The sequence below is a fragment of the Qipengyuania sp. CAU 1752 genome (assembly GCF_054482615.1).
Genome location: NZ_JBTLRE010000002.1, coordinates 118,179 through 132,345 on the forward strand (window position 1 = coordinate 118,179; position 14,167 = coordinate 132,345).

General features: G+C 62.1%; 16 protein-coding genes. 7 read left to right on the forward strand and 9 right to left on the reverse strand.

The features are described 5' to 3' along the window. Positions 1-126: 126 nt before the first annotated feature. Entirely contained in the window at positions 127-1,164 is a 1,038-nt protein-coding gene (locus ACXYL9_RS13045) for an SDR family oxidoreductase (protein ID WP_459039993.1), read from the forward strand. Here ACXYL9_RS13045 and ACXYL9_RS13050 read toward each other — a convergent pair. Genes ACXYL9_RS13050 through ACXYL9_RS13060 form a run of 3 tightly spaced genes read right to left on the reverse strand, consistent with a single transcriptional unit; the run spans position 1,146 to position 3,795 of the window. Continuing rightward, the gene (locus ACXYL9_RS13050) at positions 1,146-1,889 is read right to left on the reverse strand and encodes a glycosyltransferase (protein WP_459039994.1); all 744 of its coding nucleotides are present in this window, start codon (positions 1,887-1,889) and stop codon (positions 1,146-1,148) included. The genes ACXYL9_RS13045 and ACXYL9_RS13050 overlap by 19 nt on opposite strands. Then, a complete protein-coding gene (locus ACXYL9_RS13055; RefSeq protein ID WP_459039995.1) occupies positions 1,868-2,446 on the reverse strand; it encodes a TIGR04282 family arsenosugar biosynthesis glycosyltransferase in 579 nt (192 codons plus the stop codon). The genes ACXYL9_RS13050 and ACXYL9_RS13055 overlap by 22 nt, the downstream gene beginning before the upstream one ends. Then, positions 2,443-3,795, reverse strand: coding sequence for an MATE family efflux transporter (locus ACXYL9_RS13060; protein WP_459039996.1), 1,353 nt, complete (start codon positions 3,793-3,795; stop codon positions 2,443-2,445). The genes ACXYL9_RS13055 and ACXYL9_RS13060 overlap by 4 nt, the downstream gene beginning before the upstream one ends. A gap of 130 nt (positions 3,796-3,925) precedes the next feature. Here ACXYL9_RS13060 and ACXYL9_RS13065 point away from each other — a divergent pair, with 130 nt between their 5' ends. Both ACXYL9_RS13065 and ACXYL9_RS13070 read left to right on the forward strand, forming a co-directional pair. Continuing rightward, positions 3,926-4,690, forward strand: coding sequence for a class II aldolase/adducin family protein (locus ACXYL9_RS13065; RefSeq protein ID WP_459039997.1), 765 nt, complete (start codon positions 3,926-3,928; stop codon positions 4,688-4,690). 24 nt (positions 4,691-4,714) lie between these two features. Next, entirely contained in the window at positions 4,715-5,263 is a 549-nt protein-coding gene (locus tag ACXYL9_RS13070; RefSeq protein ID WP_459039998.1) for a (2Fe-2S)-binding protein, read from the forward strand. A gap of 18 nt (positions 5,264-5,281) precedes the next feature. On the opposite strand, the gene ACXYL9_RS13075 is transcribed toward ACXYL9_RS13070, so the two are convergent. Further along, the gene (locus tag ACXYL9_RS13075) at positions 5,282-5,446 is read right to left on the reverse strand and encodes a Flp family type IVb pilin (protein ID WP_459039999.1); all 165 of its coding nucleotides are present in this window, start codon (positions 5,444-5,446) and stop codon (positions 5,282-5,284) included. A gap of 73 nt (positions 5,447-5,519) precedes the next feature. Then, positions 5,520-7,634 (reverse strand): TonB-dependent receptor, encoded by a 2,115-nt coding sequence (locus ACXYL9_RS13080; protein WP_459040000.1) that lies wholly within the window; start codon positions 7,632-7,634, stop codon positions 5,520-5,522. Positions 7,635-7,780: 146 nt separating this feature from the next. On the opposite strand from ACXYL9_RS13080, the gene arsC reads away from it, so the two are divergent. Continuing rightward, positions 7,781-8,125, forward strand: coding sequence for an arsenate reductase (glutaredoxin) (gene arsC / locus ACXYL9_RS13085; RefSeq protein ID WP_459040001.1), 345 nt, complete (start codon positions 7,781-7,783; stop codon positions 8,123-8,125). Between the two features lie 17 nt (positions 8,126-8,142). On the opposite strand, the gene ACXYL9_RS13090 is transcribed toward arsC, so the two are convergent. Further along, positions 8,143-9,540 (reverse strand): MFS transporter, encoded by a 1,398-nt coding sequence (locus ACXYL9_RS13090; protein ID WP_459040002.1) that lies wholly within the window; start codon positions 9,538-9,540, stop codon positions 8,143-8,145. 153 nt (positions 9,541-9,693) lie between these two features. Here ACXYL9_RS13090 and ACXYL9_RS13095 point away from each other — a divergent pair, with 153 nt between their 5' ends. Next, positions 9,694-10,278 (forward strand): class I SAM-dependent methyltransferase, encoded by a 585-nt coding sequence (locus ACXYL9_RS13095; protein ID WP_459040069.1) that lies wholly within the window; start codon positions 9,694-9,696, stop codon positions 10,276-10,278. Positions 10,279-10,290: 12 nt separating this feature from the next. Here ACXYL9_RS13095 and ACXYL9_RS13100 read toward each other — a convergent pair whose 3' ends face one another. Next, complete coding sequence (locus tag ACXYL9_RS13100) at positions 10,291-11,124, reverse strand: glycerophosphoryl diester phosphodiesterase membrane domain-containing protein (protein ID WP_459040003.1); 834 nt, start codon at positions 11,122-11,124, stop codon at positions 10,291-10,293. A 45-nt stretch (positions 11,125-11,169) separates the two neighbouring features. Between ACXYL9_RS13100 and lipB the strand changes: the two genes are divergently transcribed. Next, positions 11,170-11,841 (forward strand): lipoyl(octanoyl) transferase LipB, encoded by a 672-nt coding sequence (gene lipB / locus ACXYL9_RS13105; protein WP_459040004.1) that lies wholly within the window; start codon positions 11,170-11,172, stop codon positions 11,839-11,841. Then, positions 11,838-12,170, forward strand: a complete 333-nt coding sequence (locus ACXYL9_RS13110) for a hypothetical protein (protein WP_459040005.1) — start codon at positions 11,838-11,840, stop codon at positions 12,168-12,170. The genes lipB and ACXYL9_RS13110 overlap by 4 nt, the downstream gene beginning before the upstream one ends. Here the strand turns inward: ACXYL9_RS13110 and ACXYL9_RS13115 are convergent. Continuing rightward, complete coding sequence (locus tag ACXYL9_RS13115; RefSeq protein WP_459040006.1) at positions 12,167-13,012, reverse strand: HpcH/HpaI aldolase/citrate lyase family protein; 846 nt, start codon at positions 13,010-13,012, stop codon at positions 12,167-12,169. The two genes, ACXYL9_RS13110 and ACXYL9_RS13115, sit on opposite strands and share 4 nt — an antisense overlap. Before the next feature lie 5 nt (positions 13,013-13,017). Then, positions 13,018-14,127, reverse strand: a complete 1,110-nt coding sequence (locus tag ACXYL9_RS13120; RefSeq protein WP_459040007.1) for an alkene reductase — start codon at positions 14,125-14,127, stop codon at positions 13,018-13,020. Positions 14,128-14,167 lie beyond the last annotated feature (40 nt).

Below are 14,167 nucleotides of genomic sequence, written 5' to 3' on the forward strand. Positions count from 1 at the left end.
TACCTGCCATCAAGAGCATGTTCGTAAGCGAGGGTCGACAAGTTTCATGAGTCAAAAAAATTCGCGCTTTGACCATGACAATGTCCTTCGAGACCCATCGCCCGCCGCCAAGATTGCCTGCTGCTGATGCGAATTCTCGTCACCGGAGCCGCCGGCCTCATTGGCGGCGAGATCTGCGCGCGTTTCGCAGCGCGCGGGCACACCGTGACGGGCTTTGTCCACACCAACCGCGATGTGTGCGCCAATGATGGCACGCCAGCGGCGCTGGACCGCATCGTTGCTGGCGATTTGTCGCAGGCCCGCGCAGGCCTGGCGCGCGCGGAATGGGAGGCGCTGGCTAAAGGCCACGACCTGATCGTCCATTGTGCTGCGGTCACTCGCTTCGATCTCGATGAAGCGGCCTATCGCGCGACCAATATCGATGGCACGCGGGTGGCGCTGGAACTGGGATCATTGGGCGGGATGGACTTCCTCCATGTCAGCACCGCCTATGTTTGCGGAGGCCGGTCGGGACCGATCGGAGAGAACGATCCACTGCCGACGGGCGGATTCACCAATGGCTACGAAGCGAGCAAGGCCGAAGCTGAAAAGCTCGTGCGTGACAGCGGGCTTCGCTACGCGATCGCGCGCCCCAGTATCGTCGTTGGCGATAGCCGCGACGGCGCCATTCGCCAGTTCGACACCATCTATGCCGCCTTCAAGTTGATCGCAGAAGGCCGTGTGCGGCACATGCCCGCCATGCCTGGCGCAACGCTCGATTTCGTTCCGCTCGACCATGTCGCGGACGCTATCGTCGCGCTGGCCGAAGACATTCCGCGAGAGGATGGCGGCGCCTTTCACTTGGTCTCCGGCGGTCCGGTCCCGGTGGAGGCCTTTGCACAAGCGATTGGCAGCTTTTCCATATTTGAAGCGCCCAGGCTGGTTGATGCTACCGCGTTCGATCCGTCCACCTTGCCAGCGTTGGAGAGGCGTTTGTTCAAGCGGGTAGCTGGGCTCTACGCCAATTATTTCCAGCGCGATCCGCGCTTCGACGATGCGCGGCTCCGTGCAGTAACGGGGCTCGTACCGCCGCCGATGGACCTGGCCATGCTGCGGCGGCTGATCCAGTATTGTATCGATGTCGGCTTCCTGCGCGCGCCCGAGCTTCAGCGGACGTCGGGATAATTATCGGCCATGCGGTCGCGCAGCCCGAAGGCCCACAGCATCCCGACCTTGAAGTAAATCCAGTTGGCCTTGAGCGGACCCCAGGCGGCGATCCGCCGGTCCGATGTGCGCACAATCCGGTGGACCATCTTGATGCGGCCAAGCGAGGCGAATTTTACGCAGAGATCTGCTTCCTCCATCACCGCGTCTCCAGGCGTGCAGCCGCCGACCATCAGGAAGTCCGCCCGGCGAAAGAACATCGCGTGGTCTCCAAACAATAGCCGCACACCGCGAAAGAACAGGTGCGGTCGGGTCAGGAGCGGGGCGTACCAGGTCTTGATGTAATTATGTGCGCTGGTCACCCAGCGGGTCTTTTCGCCGGTAATGAGTGGGGTGAAACTGGCCAGCGCGATCCGGTTGTCCTCAAGCGTGTGGCGGATCACCGACACCATGTCGGCTGGCGGGGTGGTATCGGCGTGGAGGACGCACACGAGAGCCGAACGGGCAGAGCGCACGCCCTCGTTAATCTGCATGGCCCGCCCGCGCCCTGTTTCGATCAGGCTCCACCCGGCTTCGCGAACCAGTTCGCAGGTGCGGTCATGGCTGCCGCCATCAACGGCGATGATCTCAGCAGGTGCCGGGTCAAGCCCGCTCAGGGTCTCGATCAGGAGGGGGAGCGCCTTTTCCTCGTCGAGCAGGGGAATGATCAGCGCAACCGATTGCGTCACGGCAGGAAGTCCGGCCATTCTTCGAGATCGGCTGGGATGTCGACATCAGAAAGCTGCGGCAGCACGGCCGGACGAACCCCGCGCTCGGCGAAGCGCTTGACGGTTTGCTCGAAGACCTTGTCGGTGCTCCACGCAATATCTTCGAAGGCGAAGTGGGCATCTGACTTGAAGCCGAGCAGGTAATAGCCGCCGTCGCTGGCAGGACCGATCACCATTTCCTCCAGCGCCAGCGTATCGTGCGCTGCCCACAGGTGTTGCTGCGTTAGCCCCGGACAATCGCTGCCGATGACGATGGCAGGGGCAGGAATGCGCGATAGCCTGTCAGTGAGGTTGCCGTCGCCCTGGTCGACTACGCAGAGATCGTCGCCCAGTCCGGCCTGGAAAGCAGCAGCGCTGGCTCCGGTAGCACGCAGTTCGAAGGGAATGCCGCTAGCGCGCGCAACTTCGACGGTGTGCGTCAGCAACTTGGTATAGATCGCCGCCGCGCCGTCGGGGCCAAATTGCGGTATCAGCCGCGTCTTGGCCTTGCCCGGCTCGGGCCAGCGGCAAAAGATATAAAGGTGAATGTCACTCATTGTGGTGTCTCATTGGACCGATGGTTCAATATCCACCAGACCAGGGTCATCGCAATGGCTCCGCCGACAAGGTTGGCGGCCAGTTCCGCACCGTAGACGGCATCGGATCCCCAATCCTCGCGCAGCAGCCAGGCAAATGGAACCATCACGGCGAACACGCGGAAACCGCTCTGCATCAGCGCATAGCCCGCCCTGTCGACCGCGTTGAGGATGCCGTTGCCCACGATCAGCAAGCCATAGCCGGCATAACCCCAGGCCGCGATGCTGAGATAGCGCGCGAACTCCCTGACTACCTCCGGATCGTCGGTAAAGGCCTGCGCAAACCATTCGCCGGCGGCGAAAAGCGCGGTGGCGATGGCAAGGCCCCAGGCGATGCAGAAGCCGCCGGCATAGAGCGCTGCGCGTTTGGCCCGCCCGCGCTGGCCCGCACCCCAGTTCTGGCCCACAATAGCTCCGATCGAACCGCTGAGGCCGAGCAGCGGCACGACGGCGAAGCTCTGTAATCGCCCTGCGGCGCCAAAGCCGGCCACCGCAGCCTGGCCCTGCGCGGCGACCAGCGCTGTCAGGACCGAGAGTCCGACCGGGTTGATAGCGTTGCTGAATGCAGCCGGGCCCGCCACGCGCAGGATGGCCCACACCGGTTCGGCCCTGCCTCCGCGGGCAAGCAGTGCCAGATTGAGGGGTATCGGAGTGCGCCGCAGCAGCATGAATGCCATCGCCAGCCCCAGCGCCCAGCCAATGGCTGTTGCATAGGCGGCGCCGGCCACGCCGAAGCCCTCGAATCCCAGCGCGCCGGTGATCAGGATGGGATCGAGTATCCAGTTGGCGGCAGCATAGGTGATAGAGACATAGCTGGTCTTGCGCGCCTCCCCCTGACCGCGCAAAACGCCGTTGAAGCCCATGATCGCCAGCAATAGGGGGAAGCCGAGCAGGTAGGGCTGCATGTAGTCGCGGATGAAGGGCAGCAGGTCGTCCGGCGCATTCATCAGCCGAAACAGCGGGTCGAGCAGCAGATAGAGCAGGCTCGCCAACAACAGGCCAAAGGTAATTGCGAATACGATGCCGACGTTGGCGCGCCGAGCAGCCTGGTGGTCGTTGCCAGCGCCCAGAGCGCGCGCGACTACCGAGTTGATGCCGACCATCATGCCCACGCCGAGGCTGCTGATCGCGACGCCAATTGGAAAGATGAAACTGATGGCCGCCAATTGCTCGCTGCCGAGCTGCCCGATGAAATATGCATCGACCAGTCCGATCGACATGATCGCGGCCACCCCGAAGATCATTGGCAAGGTTTGCGAAACCAGATGACCAGGGATGCTTCCGCGCGTCAGCTTGGCATTTTCGCTCATAGGGGATCGCTCATGCCCAGCCGCCTAGCGGCAGGCCAATAAGGTGGAAAGTGCAAATGCCGGTTCTCGCCTTGTCTGGCGGCGGCGAGTCATGCGATACGAAGGGCACAGAAAGTTCAGGAGTGCAACCATGGCCACGCAACGTTCAGCAGATTTCCCGTGCACGGACGAGGAATGGAAAGTCCGGCAGGACTTGGCGGCCTGCTACCGGATATTCGACCATCTCGGCTGGGGCGAGTCGATCTACAATCACATCTCGGTCAAGGTGCCAGGGGAGGAGGATACCTTCCTCATCAATCCTTTTGGCCTGCTGTATGACGAAGTGACCGCTTCGAACCTGGTCAAGATCGACGTCGAGGGCAACAATGTCGGCCCATCGCAATACATGGTCAACAAGGCCGGATTTACCCAGCACGCCTATTTCCACAAGCACCTGGGCGAACGCGCTGCTGCCATCTGTCACGTCCACACGACCGCGACCATGGCGGTGTGCAGCCACGAAGGCGGACTGGAGCCGACCAATTTCTACGCCTGCAATTTCCAGAACCAGATCGGGTACCATGATTTCGAAGGCGTGACCGTGCGCGAGGAAGAGGGCGAGCGGCTGGTCAAGAACCTGGGTGACCGCTCGATCCTGATGCTTCGCAATCATGGCCCGGTAGTAATGGACAAGACCTTGCCCGGAATGTTCGTGAAGATGTGGGCTCTCCAGCGTGCCTGCGAGATCCAGGTTGCAACTCTCGGCATGGGCAAGCCGCTCCACGTTCCGCAGGAAGTGGTCGACGTGCACCAGCGCGACCTGTCGGTCGTTCAGTCGCAAGGCGGTGCCGGGGTGTTCGATTTCGAGGCCTGGAAGCGCCGGATCGACCGTATCGATACTAGCTGGCGCAACTGATCAAGCGCAAGGGAGCACAGCGAATTGCCGCGCCTCACGGTCAATGACCGCCCGGTCGAATACGACATGGACACAGCCACTCCGTTGCTGTGGGCCTTGCGCGATGCCTCCAATCTCACCGGAACCAAATATGGCTGTGGCGATGGCGATTGCGGTGCCTGCATGGTGCTGGTCGACGGTGCAGCCTTGCGGTCATGCCTGATCACTCTGGAGGAAGCAGAGGGTCGCTTCGTTACTACGATAGAGGGGTTGAGCCGCGACAGGTCACATCCGGTGCAACAGGCCCTGGTGGCCGAGCAGGCCATCCAGTGCGGGTTCTGCACTCCCGGAATCGCAATGGCGGCGGCCGCCCTCCTGCAGCGCAACGCGGCGCCGTCGAGAGCTGAGATCGAGGAAGCGATACCCAACCTGTGCCGCTGCGGGGTCTATCCGCGGCTGGTCGAGGCAATCCAGCGCGCCGGGCGGGTCGCGCGGCGGCTCGAACGGATTAGCGCTGCACCGGCGCCGGGGATCGATCCCGAGGATGCCGCCGAAGCAGTCCCGGCGATGGCACCGCCCGATAGCGAAGACTAGGTAGCAGCGTGATGCCGCTCAATTGACCTCGGCATAGGCGCTTTCGACGCCGCTCATCTGGTTGTTCGACTCCTCGCCCAGCATTTTGAAGGCGCCCAGCGCAGCGAGCGAAATGACCGAGGCCACGATCGCAAATTCGACCGCCGAGGTTCCGGCTTGATCATTCAGTAGTCGTCTCAGCACTGCCTAGGTCCCCCAATGTCAATCACAGGGAATTCTAGCGTTTAACAGGTTAGGAACCGGTAAAGCTTTGTCTTCAAAGTATTATACGGACCCCGAAACGAGCGCTAAACGGTTCGGCCGGCTGGATATTACTGTCGCCATGTGCGCTCGGATAATAGGTTTCGTCGAACAGGTTCTCGATATTGAGTTGCAGAGAAACCTGCTCATTGATGTCGTAATAGGCCGCAGCGTCGAACCGCCAGTAATCGGGCAGCGTCACCGCGTTGGAGAAACTGGCAAACTGTTCATCCTGGTAGATAGCGCCAAAGCCGACCCCAAATTTTTCCGTCAGGTCGAACCGGTTCCAGGCGCTGAACTGGTGCCTGGGCAATTGCTGGAGGCGCTGGCCAGCCGCACCGAAGCCTGAATCGCTGGTAATTTCTCCGTCGAGATAGGTGTAGCCGATATTTGCGTGCCAATCGGCGGTAATGTCGCCGATGACGTTGAATTCGAACCCTTCGGTGCGGCTGGCACCGGTCAGGACGGTGAGCCCCGAATTATTGGGATCGGTGGCGCGGGTGTTGTCGCGGTCGAGGCGGAAGACGGAGGCCGTGGCGAGCAGGCCGGGTCGGACCGACCACTTGGCACCGATCTCGTAATTGGCGAACTTCTCCGGCTCGAACGCCGCCGTGTCGGGGGTGAGCAGGAAGAACTGGTCACCCGACTGCGGCAAGAAGCTCTCGGCATAGGAGGCATAGAACGACAGGTCCTCGCGCGGCTTGAGGATGACTGCGAGCCGCGGGCTGATTTCCTCGTCCACGCGCGCGCCTGGTACACCGGTTAACTGCTCGATAGTATCGAGGTCAAAGCGTTCGTAGCGCAGGCCCGCGACGATCTCGACGATGCCGAGGCTGAGCTGGTCCTGGATATAGGCCGAGAAGATATCGAGCGTGCTGGCGCGGTTGCGCGCGAGCGGACCAAGCGAGAACGCCGGGACGGCAATCGTTTGCGCCAAGGGCGCGCTTGCGCTCGTCACGCCGCCTGCGAACAGGACGTTGCGACGCTGGTTGGTTGAATCCTGCTTCATCCCCTCGACGCCGAACAGGAAGGTGTTCTCGACGCCGGCCGTTTCGACCTGCCAGACGAGATTGGCCTGTCCGATCAGGTTTTCGCGGGTCTGTGCATCTTCATAGCCACTGAGATCGACGGTGGTGCCGTCGGTCCCGCGGGGCAGGATGTTGGCGTAGACCTTGTCGTAATCGGCATACTGGACCGAGGCGTTCACGCTGAGTCCGTCCGAAAAGGCGTGATCGATGCGGCTGCGCAGGATGTGTACTTCTGCATCGGTGCGGTTGAAGCCGGGCGCGCCGAAGAAGGTGTCGTCGTAGCCGACCAGAACTTCACCATTGAAAGACGGCAGGCCGCGATCGGTCACCCGGCTGTCGTCGTCATAGGAGTAGCTCGCGGTCAGCGTAGTGTCGGGGCCAAGCTGCGCGGTCAGGGTAGGCGAGATGCCGATGAAGCGACCGTCATAGAAATCGCGGTGACTGTCGAATTCCTCGTAGGTCGCGTTGAGCCGCAGGGCGACGTTGTCGGACACCCCGGCGTTGACATCGCCAAGTAGCGCAAATGCACCGAAGGTATCGACCGATGCATCGGCGCCGACAAAGCGTTCGCCCAGCTTGGCGGTCTTGCTGACGCGATTGATGACGCCACCACCGCCGCCGCGACCGAAGATCAGCGCATTGGCGCCCTTGAGGACCTCGACCCGGGCAACATTGTAGAGCGATCGATAATATTGCGCATCATCGCGAAGCCCGTCGATGTAGAAATCAGCGGTCGATTCCTGGCCGCGGATGAACACCTCGTCACGGTGGCCTTCGCCGGTCTCGAGGCTGACGCCGGGCACGTAGCGCAGGGCCTCGCCTAGCTGGCGGATCGACTGGTCTTCCAGCTGGTCGTCGGTGATGAAGGTGACCGTCTGCGGGACATCGACCAGGGGGGTCGGGGTTTTGGTTCCGGTCGAGCCATCCTCGACCGCATATTCCCCGACTGCGCCTGTGACGACGATTTCGTTGGGCAGGTAGTCGCGTGCTGGACGTTCTTCGGCAGCGCCGGCGTCAGCAGTTTCGGCGGCGAATGCAGGCACCGGGGCCAGCAGCAGTGCAGAACCGCAAAGGAGCATGGAGCGGCGGAGAGCAGGGGTCATTTATGGGCCTTCTTGCGAATGATTCTCGATTTCGATGACCTGCTATTGAGAATAGTTCGCATTTGCAAGCGCACTATCGCACTTGGCGAAAAATTCTTCGGTTGCTAGCGGGGCGGCAGGCAAAATCGATTACTGAAAGGCGCGCAATGAAAGCGACCATCTGGCATAATCCCAAGTGCGGGACCTCGCGCAAGACGCTGGCAATTCTCGAAAATCTCTCGCAGGTCGATGTCACGGTGGTCGAGTATCTGCGCAATCCGCCGAGTCGCGAGCGGCTTGCCGAGCTTTTCGACAAGGCCGGGATTTCGCCGCAAGAGGGGCTGCGCCTGCGCGGCACCGATGCCGAGGAACGAGGGCTGCCCGACGCCGATGATATTACCGTACTCGACGCCATGGTTGCCGACCCGATCCTGATCAACCGTCCGTTGGTGGAAACAGAAAAAGGCGTGCGGCTATGTCGGCCGCAGGACAATGTGCTGGAGATTCTCTGACCGAAACGAAGGCTGTTTCAGCCGCGGTCGCGGGTCAGATACTCGTCGCTCTGCAAGGTACGCCAACCGAGTGCGAAGACGGCAATGCAGAAACCGATGATGACGGCAAAGCCCAGCCAGTCCGAATGGCCATAGAGCCAAACACCCAGCGCTGGCGCGTAGATATAGCTTGCCCCGTTAATGGAGGCGACCTTACCTGAAACCTGCCCCTGTTCGGGGCGGGTCACGGCGAGCGAAGAACCGGCGGTGAAGCCAGGTCGGTAGAGTCCGAAACCCAGTGACGCGACACCAAAGCCCAGCGCGATCGCGTGCAGGTCCTGCGCCATGCCGAAGATAACGACCCCGACAACCGCAAGCACCATTCCGCCAAGCGTGGAAGTGCGCGGGCCGAGCTGCAGCGTCGGTATGAGGCCCCATTGCGCCAGCAGAGTCGCCACCGCGCCAACCATCAGCACAATGCCGACCGGACCGGCCCCTGCCTCGGGCGTATCGCGCAAGCCCAGCCGGTCGAGAACCAGGAAGCCCGAAATGCCCAGGATCATGGCTTGTGCATGGCCGCCGAGCAGCCCTGCGGTCATCCACGGCAACAGCCGCTTGTCGGTCCATTTGAGATCAGGCGGGTCTGCTGCTTCGCCCAACTGCATTTCCCCGCTGTCGTCCTCTGTGCCTTCCTCGTAGCTTTCGCGCGCATGGCGCGCCGCACCGCTGCCATAGGGCGCATCATAGGTGCGGCCGCGGGCGGCGAACTGCGGTTCGTCGTTCGGCAGCCGCAGTCGCAGTGCTACCAGAGTGACCAAGCCGATCAGGGCAAAAGCAATGAAGGGGCCAGTCAGTCCGGCACCGGGAAAGATCATTAGCGGCGCAAGCGCCGGTCCCAGCACCGTGCCCAACCCGAAGCTCGATGCGACCAGCGCTAGCGCCTGCGTACGTTCGCTGCGCGGGGTGCGGCTGGCAACATAGGCCTGCACAGCAGGTGGCGCGGCTGACCCGAAGAGGCCGTAGAGCGAGCGGCACAGCGCGAACAGCGCCAGGGTCCACATCGCCGTCAACGCCCCGGTCAAGCCCAGCATCAGCACGAAGCCGCACAGCGCCATCGAGGCAATGAAGCCGATCATTCCCAGTGCCATCATTGACTTGCGCCCGCGTTGATCGGAGCGCCGTGCCCAGATCGGCGCACAAGCCACCCACAACAGCGCTGACCAGCTATATGCAAGGCTGATCCAGACGTCGGCCACCCCGAGGGCAGTGCCGATCGAGGGCATGACCGATTGCATCGCTGTATTGCCGGCAGCGGTGACCAGCATCACCGCGAACAGCAGCACCAATCGTCCGCGCGAGATGGCGCGCGCGGGCGCTGCGCTAGGCGCGGTTTGAGGCGTTGTCGCCGGTGCCCGGTCGTGATCGGCATCAGCCATGCCGGATCGCTAGTCGCGCACGGGCACGGTTGCAATGGCCCCGCGATGCTGCCACCTCGGCGTTTCAACAGCTTGCAATGCGGCCAAGGCGCTGCCGGAGAATCAGAGTTGAGCAATGAAAGTGCGAAAACGGTCGAGCGCCTGCGCGATCGGATGAGCAATCTCGCGGCGCGTTATTTCGGCCAGTGGGGTGTGTTCTTCAAAGGATTTGTCGAGGAACCGCGCATGGTCGGCTCGATCATCCCGTCCTCGCGCTTCACTATCGCCAGCATGCTGGAACCGGTCGACTGGAACCGCTGCGACATGTTCGTCGAATATGGTCCCGGGGTCGGCACATTCTGCTTGCCGGTGCTCGAGAAGATGAAGGGCAACGCGCGCTTGATCGCGATCGATACCAACCCGCTCTACGTCGATTATCTCAACCGCACCATTACTGACAGCCGCTTTACCGCCGTCCTGGGGTCGGCCGAGGATGTCGAGGATATCGTTCGTCTCGCCGGCCACGATCACGCCGATTACATCCTGTCGGGCCTGCCGTTCTCGACCCTTCCCGGCGGGGTGGGCGAGGCGATCATGGCTGCCACCCACCGCATACTGCGGCCGGGCGGAGCCTTCATGGCCTATCAGTTTACCGCCGCGGTGCGCGACCTGATGCGGACCCGTTTCGAACGAATCGACAGCGGGTTCGAATTCTGGAACGTGTTGCCGTGCAAGCTGTTCTGGGGCTGGAAAGACTGACGAGCCGCGCCCTCAGGCCTGCGCGACGGTCTCTGACACACCGCCGAGCTGGTGGAATATGGCGCTCAATACCGCCAGATAGACGCACCAGAATGCCGACATGGCGACCGCTGTGCTGAGTATGAACCCGAATCCGGCAACGCCTGGACCCATCAGACCGAACACCAGTGTCATCACCAGCGTTGCGACCAGCCAGAGCACGGCAAAGGCCACAACCAGCAGGAAATAGAACAGGAACAGGCGCAGTGAATTGTGCCGGGTGAGCTTCCAGCTTCGCAACAGCACGCTGAACGGATTGAGTTCCTTGGCGATCCCCACCACCGGGGCAATCAGCGAGAACTTCACGTAAAGGTAGATCGTGGCCACCAATCCGATCAACGCAAACACCGCGCCGAGCCCGACCGTGCCCGCCAGCGTGGTGGGAATCCCGACCACCACCAGTCGGACCACTTCAGCCAGGATCATCGCGCCGATATAGGGCAGGAAAGCGACGGCCCCGAACTTCAGCGCCTCCGCAACGGTTGGCCGGGACCGGTCATTGAGCAGGCGATAGAGGGCCAATTGCCCAATCGACTGCGAAACGATCACGATCAGGATCATCCACCAGGTTTCGGCCATTACGGCGGTGATTGCCTTGGTCATGGCCTCGGGATTGCCTGCGTTGCCAGCAAAGGCAGGGTCATTGCTGAGGTCGGGCAGGAGATAAAGGAGGGCCGCAAGCGGGAGAAAGAAGAACACCCCCGCGATAACGGAAACCACGCTGGAATTGGCGCGCAGCATGGCTACGCCCTGCTCCCAGGCACTGGTCATGTCGAATTTGGTCCGGCGTTCGGGAGCTTGTGTCATTACCTCTTGATAAGCGCACTCGCGCACGCCACGCAATGAAGGATTATGGCGCACCCGCTTATACAAAGCCCGATACAGCCGGAATGGCAGCTGGAAACGGCCCCTGTGCCCTATCGCACCGCGCTTTCGGCAATGGAGGAACGCAATGCTGCGATCGCCGCCGGAACGGCGCGCGAGCTGATCTGGTGCCTCGAACATCCGCCTGTCTATACCGCCGGTACCAGTGCCGCCGCTTCCGAATTGCTGGATCCGCGGTTCGAGGTTGTCGAAGCAGGGCGAGGTGGCCGCTATACCTATCACGGCCCCGGCCAACGCATCGGGTATGTGCTGCTCGACCTGAGGACACGCGGCAAGGATGTGCGCCGGTTCGTCCACGCGCTCGAGGATTGGGTCGTCGCCACTCTCGCTGGCTTTGGCGTAAAGGGTTGGTCGGTCGACGGGCGGGTCGGCATCTGGACCCATGACGGCGATGGTCGGGAGGCAAAGATCGGTGCCATAGGCGTGCGGGTTCGGCGCTGGGTAACCATGCACGGGTTTTCGATCAATCTTGACCCTGATCTGGCACATTTCAGCGGAATTGTGCCATGTGGGATCGACGAATTCGGGGTCACCAGCCTCGCGCATCTTGGAATGAATGTGACGCCGCAAGAATGGGACGAGGCGCTACAGCGCACCGCGCCAGCTTTCTTTGGCGCGCTCGAAGGAGAAACGGCATGACAGGGAGGATAACCGCAGCGGCGATGGGATTTGCCACCTTGATGCTGGCAGGCTGCGACGAGGGGTCGGAAAAAGTTGCTCCGACCGAGGAAGGTGCCGGAGCGCAGGGCGAAATCCTCGGCGGCACAATCAGTGACGCGATGATCCCGGTTGAGGAACTGCGATCATCCTCGCCTTCGGCAGGGCAGGAGAGCAGCGGAAGCTCCCCGCAGGACGATGGCGGAAACGGTGAGGCGCAGTCATCACGTTCCGATGCGGGCACAGAAGCTTCCGATACCGGCGCGGCGGAAGCTGAAGACCAATCAGGTGCGCCGGCCGCCGAAGACTAACCATCGTCGAGCAACCGCTTCGCGTGCTGCAGCGCGGTTCGATCAAAGTTGCGCCCTCCCACGGTCACGATCTGCGTGTCAGGGTAAAGCGCGAAGGTCGATATAATAGTGTTCGCCGCCGCACGATCCTTGTCATCGGGCGCAAAGACATCGTCGATCACGGCCACCTGCGCTGGATGCCGCGCCAGCATGGCGTCGAAGCCGGTTGTGCGGGCTCGCCTGGCCGCAGCCTCGAGCGCGTCCTTTCGCTTGACCATTCCCGAGGCACTCTCGATCGCCAGGAGCCTCTGCGCCTTGGCCGTCAACAAGATCCGGGCACGCACATTGCGTGTCACATCATTGTCGGTGCTGGTCATATGGGCCGCCGAGACCAGCGCCTGCAGGTCCCATGACAGCCCCAGGATACGCGGGTGCGGATCGTGCGCGAATTCCTCTATTGCCAGCGCGGCTTCGGGGGTGTCACCGACCTGCGGGATGATCCTTACCGAATTGTGCTCGCACCCGCTGGCGGGTTCCAATTCGTATATTTCGGCGGCCAGCAGTTGCACCTGCTGTGCGCCAGTCGCCCGGGGCAGGACAATGCCGTGCGGCTGCTGCCCCATGACCGCAACGAGGTCTTCCTTCCAATGCGGGCTGCCGATTGGATTGATGCGCACCCAGCGGTAAAAGCTGTGCACCTTGTATCCGGCGAGGAAATCGACCGCGTTCTGCCGCGCCGCCTTCTTGCAGTCTTCGGCCACCGAGGACAGATCGAGCACGACTGCCCCGGCACCTATGCCGGGTACCTTTGCCAACTTGGTTTCGCTGTCAGCCGGGGCGAGAAGCCATGATTTTGGGTGCATCGCGGTCAGGCGACCTTCGCCTTCTCCATCTCGAGTGTCGGGTAGTCGATATAACCTTCAGGACCCGGCAAATACCAGCTTTTGGGCACATTTGTATTGGGAGCAAACTTGGCACCACGAGCGATGCGGACATCGAGATCAGGGTTGGAGATATAGGGGCGCCCGAACGAGATTGCGTCGGCCTTGCCGCTGGCGATATCAGCTTCTGCCCCGGCGGCATCGTAGTCGCTGTTGAGCACCAGAGCGCCGGAATATCGCTGCCGGATTAGCGGACTCTGCTTGGGGACGTCGGTCTGGCCGAAAGTGCCATTGGGTCCGGGCTCGCGCAGTTCGAGAAATGCGAGGCCATGCTTTTCAACCACCGAGGCGGCAGCGCCGAACAGGCCCGCGGGATCGGGATCGTCACAGCCTTGGGTTTCGCCGTTGGGAGAAAGTCGCACTCCAACCCGGTCCGCGCCCCATACGCCCACCAGTGCCTCGAGCACTTCATCGAGAAAGCGGCAGCGGTTTTCGACCGAGCCGCCATATTCATCCTCGCGCAGATTAGTGCTCGAGCGAAGGAACTGGTCTACCAGATAACCATTGGCACCGTGCAATTGCACTCCGTCGAAACCTGCCTTGCGAGCGTTCTCGGCGGCATGGGCATAGTCACCGACGACGCGCTTGATCTCGTCCGTGCCTAGCGCGCGGGCCTGCTGGTGCGGCTGGCGGCCGGTTGCCGTATGGGCATGATCGGGCGCGGTGGTGGCGCTGGCGGAAACGCCCGGTTCGCCATCGAGGAACGAGGGATGGACCAGCCGGCCCATGTGCCACAATTGCAGGACGATCAGCCCGCCTTCCTCGTGCACGGCCTCGGTCGTCTGCTTCCAGCCTTCGGTCTGCTCTTCGCTCCAGATACCTGGCGCGGCGGGCCAGCCAAGCCCTTCGCGGCTGATACCGGTGGCTTCGGAGATGATCAGCCCGGCACCGGCACGCTGGCGGTAATAGGTTGCCATCATGTCGTTGGGGATCGATCCAGGCTGGGTCGCGCGACCACGCGTCAGCGGAGCCATGAAGATACGGTTCTGGGCTTCGAGCGCCCCCATCTTCAGCGGCTGGAAAAGGCTATCATGCATACGTCATCCTCTCGGCGCATTTTCTTTTAAAACTGTTGCG

What these genes read in the sequence shown, in the direction of transcription:
- ACXYL9_RS13045 (WP_459039993.1), top strand. Translation starts at nt 127, where the DNA reads ATGCGAATTCTCGTCACCGGAGCCGCCGGCCTCATTGGCGGCGAGATC.
- ACXYL9_RS13050 (WP_459039994.1), bottom strand. Translation starts at nt 1,889, where the DNA reads ATGGCCGGACTTCCTGCCGTGACGCAATCGGTTGCGCTGATCATTCCC.
- ACXYL9_RS13055 (WP_459039995.1), bottom strand. Translation starts at nt 2,446, where the DNA reads ATGAGTGACATTCACCTTTATATCTTTTGCCGCTGGCCCGAGCCGGGC.
- ACXYL9_RS13060 (WP_459039996.1), bottom strand. Translation starts at nt 3,795, where the DNA reads ATGAGCGAAAATGCCAAGCTGACGCGCGGAAGCATCCCTGGTCATCTG.
- ACXYL9_RS13065 (WP_459039997.1), top strand. Translation starts at nt 3,926, where the DNA reads ATGGCCACGCAACGTTCAGCAGATTTCCCGTGCACGGACGAGGAATGG.
- ACXYL9_RS13080 (WP_459040000.1), bottom strand. Translation starts at nt 7,634, where the DNA reads ATGACCCCTGCTCTCCGCCGCTCCATGCTCCTTTGCGGTTCTGCACTG.
- arsC (WP_459040001.1), top strand. Translation starts at nt 7,781, where the DNA reads ATGAAAGCGACCATCTGGCATAATCCCAAGTGCGGGACCTCGCGCAAG.
- ACXYL9_RS13090 (WP_459040002.1), bottom strand. Translation starts at nt 9,540, where the DNA reads ATGGCTGATGCCGATCACGACCGGGCACCGGCGACAACGCCTCAAACC.
- ACXYL9_RS13095 (WP_459040069.1), top strand. Translation starts at nt 9,694, where the DNA reads ATGAGCAATCTCGCGGCGCGTTATTTCGGCCAGTGGGGTGTGTTCTTC.
- ACXYL9_RS13100 (WP_459040003.1), bottom strand. Translation starts at nt 11,124, where the DNA reads ATGACACAAGCTCCCGAACGCCGGACCAAATTCGACATGACCAGTGCC.
- lipB (WP_459040004.1), top strand. Translation starts at nt 11,170, where the DNA reads ATGGCGCACCCGCTTATACAAAGCCCGATACAGCCGGAATGGCAGCTG.
- ACXYL9_RS13110 (WP_459040005.1), top strand. Translation starts at nt 11,838, where the DNA reads ATGACAGGGAGGATAACCGCAGCGGCGATGGGATTTGCCACCTTGATG.
- ACXYL9_RS13115 (WP_459040006.1), bottom strand. Translation starts at nt 13,012, where the DNA reads ATGCACCCAAAATCATGGCTTCTCGCCCCGGCTGACAGCGAAACCAAG.
- ACXYL9_RS13120 (WP_459040007.1), bottom strand. Translation starts at nt 14,127, where the DNA reads ATGCATGATAGCCTTTTCCAGCCGCTGAAGATGGGGGCGCTCGAAGCC.